Origin of the sequence: Curtobacterium sp. Leaf183, from assembly GCF_001424385.1 — a bacterium.
GTDB lineage: Bacteria > Actinomycetota > Actinomycetes > Actinomycetales > Microbacteriaceae > Curtobacterium.
Genome location: NZ_LMPO01000001.1, coordinates 259,383 through 265,729 on the forward strand (window position 1 = coordinate 259,383; position 6,347 = coordinate 265,729).

Annotated in this window: 7 protein-coding genes; 3 read left to right on the top strand and 4 right to left on the bottom strand. The window is 72.4% G+C overall.

Features of this window, described 5'->3' with window-relative positions:
- On the bottom strand, nucleotides 1-2,164 hold a 2,164-nt coding region (locus tag ASG04_RS01195; protein WP_082517709.1), incomplete at its 3' end, for a heavy metal translocating P-type ATPase.
- Nucleotides 2,165-2,247: 83 nt separating this feature from the next.
- Between ASG04_RS01195 and ASG04_RS01200 the strand changes: the two genes are divergently transcribed.
- Entirely contained in the window at nucleotides 2,248-3,339 is a 1,092-nt protein-coding gene (locus ASG04_RS01200) for a glycoside hydrolase family 5 protein (RefSeq protein WP_056119048.1), read from the top strand.
- Here the strand turns inward: ASG04_RS01200 and ASG04_RS01205 are convergent.
- On the bottom strand, nucleotides 3,323-4,297 hold the full coding sequence (locus ASG04_RS01205; protein ID WP_056119051.1) for a CPBP family intramembrane glutamic endopeptidase: 975 nt from the start codon (nucleotides 4,295-4,297) through the stop codon (nucleotides 3,323-3,325). The genes ASG04_RS01200 and ASG04_RS01205 overlap by 17 nt on opposite strands.
- Nucleotides 4,298-4,365: 68 nt before the next feature.
- On the opposite strand from ASG04_RS01205, the gene aroQ reads away from it, so the two are divergent.
- On the top strand, nucleotides 4,366-4,809 hold the full coding sequence (gene aroQ / locus ASG04_RS01210; RefSeq protein ID WP_056119054.1) for a type II 3-dehydroquinate dehydratase: 444 nt from the start codon (nucleotides 4,366-4,368) through the stop codon (nucleotides 4,807-4,809).
- A 2-nt stretch (nucleotides 4,810-4,811) separates the two neighbouring features.
- On the opposite strand, the gene ASG04_RS01215 is transcribed toward aroQ, so the two are convergent.
- The gene (locus tag ASG04_RS01215; RefSeq protein ID WP_056120137.1) at nucleotides 4,812-5,408 is read right to left on the bottom strand and encodes an NAD(P)H-dependent oxidoreductase; all 597 of its coding nucleotides are present in this window, start codon (nucleotides 5,406-5,408) and stop codon (nucleotides 4,812-4,814) included.
- An 87-nt stretch (nucleotides 5,409-5,495) separates the two neighbouring features.
- Here ASG04_RS01215 and ASG04_RS01220 point away from each other — a divergent pair, with 87 nt between their 5' ends.
- A complete protein-coding gene (locus ASG04_RS01220) occupies nucleotides 5,496-6,002 on the top strand; it encodes an MSMEG_6728 family protein (protein WP_056119057.1) in 507 nt (168 codons plus the stop codon).
- Here ASG04_RS01220 and ASG04_RS01225 read toward each other — a convergent pair.
- Nucleotides 5,962-6,252 carry a hypothetical protein gene (locus tag ASG04_RS01225; protein ID WP_056119060.1) on the bottom strand — a complete coding sequence of 97 codons (291 nt, stop codon included), beginning with the start codon at nucleotides 6,250-6,252 and terminating at the stop codon, nucleotides 5,962-5,964. The two genes, ASG04_RS01220 and ASG04_RS01225, sit on opposite strands and share 41 nt — an antisense overlap.
- Nucleotides 6,253-6,347 lie beyond the last annotated feature (95 nt).

A 6,347-nucleotide genomic window follows, 5' to 3' on the forward strand; every position in this document is an offset into this window, starting at 1 on the left:
CGTTCAGGCTGACGATCACCGTCGACAGGCTCATCAGCACCGCGCCGACGGCGGGCGAGAGCACGAAGCCGACCCCGGCGAGCACCCCGGCCGCGAGCGGCACCGACAGCAGGTTGTAGCCCGTCGCCCAGACCAGGTTCTGCACCATCTTGCGGTAGGTCGCACGGGACAGGTCGATCACCGTGAGCACCCGGCGCGGGTCGTTCGACGCGAGCACCACACCAGCGCTCTGCACGGCGACGTCGGTGCCAGCGCCGATCGCGATGCCGACGTCCGCCCGGGCCAGCGCGGGCGCGTCGTTCACGCCGTCCCCGACCATCGCGACCACCGCGCCGCCCTGCTGCAGGCGTGCGACCTCGGCGTCCTTGTCCTCGGGGAGGACCTCGGCACGGACCTCGTCGATGCCGAGTTCGCGAGCGACCGCGTCGGCGACCTGCTGGGCGTCCCCGGTGACCATCGCGACACGGACCCCGCGGTCGTGCAGGGCGCGGACGGCCTCGGCGGACTCGGGACGGACGGCGTCGCGCACGGCGAATGCTGCCCGGACGGTGCCGTCGACGACCGCGACGATGACCGCGGCACCCTCGGCACGCCAGCGCGCGAGCGTGTCCTCGAACTCGGCGGGCACGGCGGCACCGCGTTCGCGCAGCATGGCGGGACCGCCGACCTCGACGCGCTGGCCTGCGATGGTCGCGGTGACGCCACGACCGGGGACGGACCCGGTCTCGGTGACCGCGGACGGCACGGCCACGCCACGCTGGTCGGCAGCGGCGACGATCGCGCGGGCCACGGGGTGCTCGCTGTCGCGTTCGGCAGCAGCGGCGAGTCCGAGGACGGCGTCGTCCCCGACGGTGTCCACGACCTCGGGCGACCCGGTGGTCAGGGTGCCGGTCTTGTCGAACACGACGGTGTCGACGTTGCGCATCCGCTCGAGCGCCAGGCGGTCCTTCACGAGGATGCCGGCCTTCGCCGCGCGCTCGGTCGAGATCGCGACGACGAGCGGGATGGCGAGCCCGAGTGCGTGCGGGCAGGCGATGATCAGCACGGTGACGGTGCGGGTGATCGCTTCGGTCGGGCTGCCGAGCAGGATCCACACGACGAAGGTGATGATCGCGGCGCCGGTGGCGAAGAAGAACAACAGCGCCGCTGCGCGGTCGGCCAGCACCTGGGTGCGCGAGGACGACGACTGCGCCTCGGCGACCATCCGCTGGATGCCCGACAGCGCGGTGTCGTCACCGGTCGCCGTGATCCGGACGCGGATCGAGCTGTCGGTCGCGACGGTGCCGGCGACCACGCGGTCCCCCGAGCCACGCTCGACGGCGACGGACTCCCCCGTGATCATCGACTCGTCGACCTGCGCGCGGCCGTCGACGACCTGGCCGTCGGCCGGCACGCGTCCGCCGGGGCGAACCACGACGGTCTGGCCGACCTGGAGGCTCGACACGGCCACCCGGGACACCGCACCCTGGTCGTCGACGACGTCGGCCTCGTCCGGCAGCAGGGCAGCGAGCGCGTCGAGCGCGCTCGACGCGACGCCCATGGCGCGCATCTCGATCCAGTGGCCGAGCAGCATGATCACGATGAGGAGCGCGAGCTCCCACCAGAAGTCGAGGTCGAGCCCGAACAGGCCGAGGCTGGTGATCCAGGACGCGACGAAGGCCACGACGATGGCCATGCCGATGAGCAGCATCATGCCGGGCTGCTTCGCGCGGGCCTCGGCGACCCCGCCGCTCAGGAAGGGCCACCCGCCGTACAGGAACAGCACCGTGCCGAGCACCGGGGAGACCCAGCCGGCCCACGCGGCGTCGGGAAGCGGATAGTGCAGGATGTCCGCGAACATCGAGCTGAACGCCACGACGGGGACGGCGAGCACCAGGCTCCACCAGAACTTGTCGCGGAACATCGCCGCGTGGTCGCCGTGCCCGCCGTGCCCGTGGTGGTCGTGCGCGCCGGCATCGTGCCCGTGGTGCTCGTGCCCGGCGTGCGCCTGGTCCGCGTGCTCGTGACCCGCGTGCGCATCGTGATCGGCAGCGTCGGCGTGCCCGTCGTGGGCGGTGTCCCCGCGCCCGTGCCCGTCGACGTCGAGGTCGTGCCGGAGGGCGTCGTCGTGGGCGGCGTCGCGGACGGTCGTGCCGCGATCCTGGTGCTCGTTGCGCTCGGCCATGTCCCCACGATACCCCCTGGGGGTACAGGCTGACAGCGGGAGCCCCGATGGACAGCCGCCCCGGTCGGGTGGACCATGACCCCATGAGGCGATCCACCATCCTCCGGCGCAGCGTCGCGACCGGACTCACCGTCACCGCGGTCGTCGCGGGGTTCCTGGTCCCCGCGACCGCGGCATCCGCCGCCACCACACCCGCCGTACCCGTCACGGCGCTGCGCGTGACGAAGAACGTGATGGTCGACACCGCCGGCAAGGCCGTGAAGCTGCGCGGCGTCAACCGGTCGGGCACCGAGTACAACTGCCAGCAGGGCGGGGGCGTCTTCTCCGGACCGACCGACCAGGCCTCCATCGACCTGCTGCGGTCGTGGAACGTCAACGCCGTCCGCCTGCCGCTGAACGAGCACTGCTGGCTCGGCATCGACTGGGCACCGCAGTCCACGGGCGAGCCCTACCGTGCGGCGGTCCAGGACTACGTCAACCGTCTGGCGGCGAACGGCATCCGGACGATCCTGGACCTGCACTTCACCGGACCGAAGGCGATCTGGGGCGAGCAGCAGAAGGAGATGGCGAACACGACGTACTCGCTGCCGTTCTGGACGTCGGTCGCGAGCCGCTTCGCCGCCAGCCCCGCGGTGCTCTACGAACCCTTCAACGAACCGCACGACATCTCGGTCGACTGCTGGCGGAACGGCTGCACGATGCCCGAGGGCTGGCAGGCGGCCGGGTACCAGCAGCTCGTCTCGACCATCCGGGCCACCGGGGCGAAGCAGCCGATCATCGTCAACGGGCTCGACTGGGGCCACGACATGGCGCCGCTGCTGACCGCGATGCCGACCGACCCCGCGAAGGCCCTGGTGGCCGGGCAGCACCTCTACAACTTCAAGAGCTGCGTGACCGCGTCGTGCTGGACGGCGAAGTTCGGGCCGGTCGCCGCGAAGATGCCGATGGTGGCCGAGGAGATCGGCGTCAACGACTGCTCGACCACGATGCCGTTGGCCTTCATGCGATGGATGGACGCGAACGGCGGCGACGGGTACGTCTTCTGGAACTTCGGCACGACGGGCTGTCCGGACGGCGGCCAGTACGGCGGTTCGGCACTGATCAGCGACTGGAACGGGACGCCGACCCCCTACGGGGACGCGGTGCGGCAGTACTTCCTCAGTCGCCCGGTGTGACGCTCAGCTCGGCGCCTCGGGTGCGGCGCGGCGCGAGTTCACCCCTGCGGCGGACGGCACCGGTGAGGACCAGCACGGCGATGACGGCCGCCAGGACGATCCACCCGGACACCCCGAGCGGACTGTGGAGCACGGTCGAGACGCCGACCCCGGAGGCGCCGAGGACGGCACCGACCCCGGCCGCCCCGTTCACCCCGGCATGCGCGAACACCGCGGGCCAGACCGATCCCGTCCGCAACCGGAGCCACCCGAGCACGGTGCCGAGCAGGACGCAGGCGATGACCATGAACACCACGCCGAGCGCGTCGAACCGACCGAAGTTGTAGCCCAGCAGGATGATCGGCGTGTGCCAGAGGCCCCAGACGACCCCGGAGCCGACCAGCGCGGGCCAGGTGCCGAACCGCAGCAGTGCGGGCACGAGGAACCCACGCCACCCGATCTCCTCGCCGATGGTCACGAACGCGTTGACGGCCGCCAGCAGGGGCAGCTGCACGAGCTGGGCCGTGACCAGCACGCCGATCGGCACGGGCAGCTCGGTGAGCCCCTGTGCGCGGAGCAGGTCGCGGAAGCCGCTGAACCCGGTCAGGTCGAGGGGGAACCAGCCGGCAAGCGCGGCGACGGCGAGCGCGGCGAACGGCAGCAGCACCCCGCCCAGGTAGGCGGCGACGGTCACCCACACCGTGCGCTTGGCGGGACGGAGCGGCCAGACGCCCAGGAACCGCAGCACCGGGCGCGGCCGACGGTGTCCGAGCACGAGGAGCACGAGCGCCGCCGAGACCAGCGGGGTGAACATCATGCCGACGATGAACAGGGTCGCCCCGGGCGCGCTCAGGCCGCGCCCGGACAGCCACAGCGGCAGCGTCACGGCCCACGCGCCGCCGAGCGCCAGGACGAGGAACGCGACGATCGCCCACAGCGGGACGGTGCGGTCGGGCTGCGGGTGCGGGGCGTCGGTCACGGTGGAATGCTACCGGCCACCCCCGACGGACACCACGGTCGGCGCCAGCTCGTGGATAGGATCGCGCCATGACCGATCAGTCGCGCATCCTCGTCCTGAACGGCCCGAACCTGGACATCCTCGGCCGGCGCGACCCGGAGCAGTACGGCACGGTCACCCTCGCCGAGATCGAGGCCGTCGTCCACACCGAAGCGGCCGTGCACGGGCTCGACGCGGACTTCCGGCAGACCAACCGCGAGGGCGAGCTCGTCGAGTGGCTGCACGAAGCGCTCGACGACTTCGCCGCGGTCGTCATCAACCCCGCCGCCTACGCCCACACCTCGGTCGCCCTGCACGACGCCGTCGAGGCCCTGAGCGTGCCCGTCGTCGAGGTGCACCTGTCGAACACGTGGAAGCGCGAGCCGTTCCGCCACGTCGACCACGTCGCGACGGCTGCCACCGCCGTCATCGCGGGCGCGGGCGCGGACGGCTACCGACTGGCGGTCGCCCACGTGGCGTCGCTGCTGCCCTGAGGTCAGAAGTCCGCTGGTCGCCGGACGTCCGTCGTCGTCGCGCCGACGAACCCGCCGCGGATGATCGGCAGCGCACGCCGGACGGCCTGGTCGATGCGCAGCTCGAGGTCGAGGCTGCTGATGTCGTAGCCGCCGTCACGCTTGGTGAAGTCGCGTTCGTTGCCGAAGACGCCGAGCGGCAGCGTGGTCGACTGGAAGAAGCCGAACAGGGGCCGCATCTGGTGCTCGACGAGCAGGGCGTGCCGATCGCTGCCGCCCGTGGCCGTCAGGAGCACGGGGGTGTCGACGAGGTCGTACTGCCCGACCCAGTCGAAGAAGAGCTTGAACGCCCCGGAGTACGCCGCGCGGAACGCCGGGCTGCCGACCACGAGCACGTCCGCGGACTCGACGGCCTCGAGCGCGGCGACGGTCGCGGGTGCCATCGCCGCGCGGTCGGACGCCGCCCCGAGGTCGGCCAGCAACGGACCGATCTCGACGACCTGGGTCCGGGCGTCCTCGATGTCGTCGGCCAGCCGTGCGACGGTCGCCGCCACCAGGGTCGACGTGCGCGAGGGGTCGGACGGGCTGCCGCTGACACCGACGACGAGTTCTCCGCTCATGCGGTCGATGCTCACACGCGGCGTCGGTGCCGTGCCCGCGTGTGACGACTTGTGTCACCCCAGCCACGGCGGCGTACCGTCCCCGGCATGCAGACGTTCCTGCCCTTCGCCGACTTCCGGGCCTCGGCCGAGGTCCTCGACGACAAGCGGCTCGGCAAGCAGCGCGTCGAGACGCTGCAGGTCATGCGGGCGCTGACGCTCCCCGACTACGGGTGGCAGCACCACCCGGTCGTCGCGATGTGGCGCGGGTACCGCCCGGCGCTCATGGCGTACCAGGACGCGACGTGCTCCGTCTGGCTCGAGCGCGGGCACGCCGACACCTGCCTGGCGAAGACGCTGGCTGACCTCGGACGCTCCCCGGACGACCTAGCGGCGTACGAACGCGGCGACTTCCCGGTGCCGTCGTGGAACGAGGACGAGGCCGTGCACCGGTCGCACCGGTCGAAGCTGGTGCAGAAGGACCGCGAGCACTACCGGCCGCTGTTCCCCGACGTGCCCGACGACCTGGACTACGTGTGGCCCGTGCCGTCGGCGGCGAAGGACACCCGCGACGTCACGCGATCGGCGTCCACCGCCCACCGTCGCGCCGGGTGACGACGTCCGACCGCACCTCGACGACGTCGCGGAGCCCGCTGACCACGTGCCGTCCGACGGCGACCGCCTCGGTGTCGTCGGCCGTCTCGTAGCGCACGACCGCGCACGGGACCCCGCGCAGCAGCCGGACGTCCTGCGCCTCGACGACCGCGCGCTCCCCCGCGAGCCGCGCGGCGGCGGGCAGGACGGCGTCGGGGGCGACACCCGGCGCGAGGGCTCCGACGGCGAGCGTCACACGGTACGAGGGCACGACCCGACGCTACCGGGCGTCGTCGTCGGTGGGGCGCACCATGACCCGCCGCGGGCACAGGGGCTCGGAGGCGTCGTCCAGGGATGACGACGTGG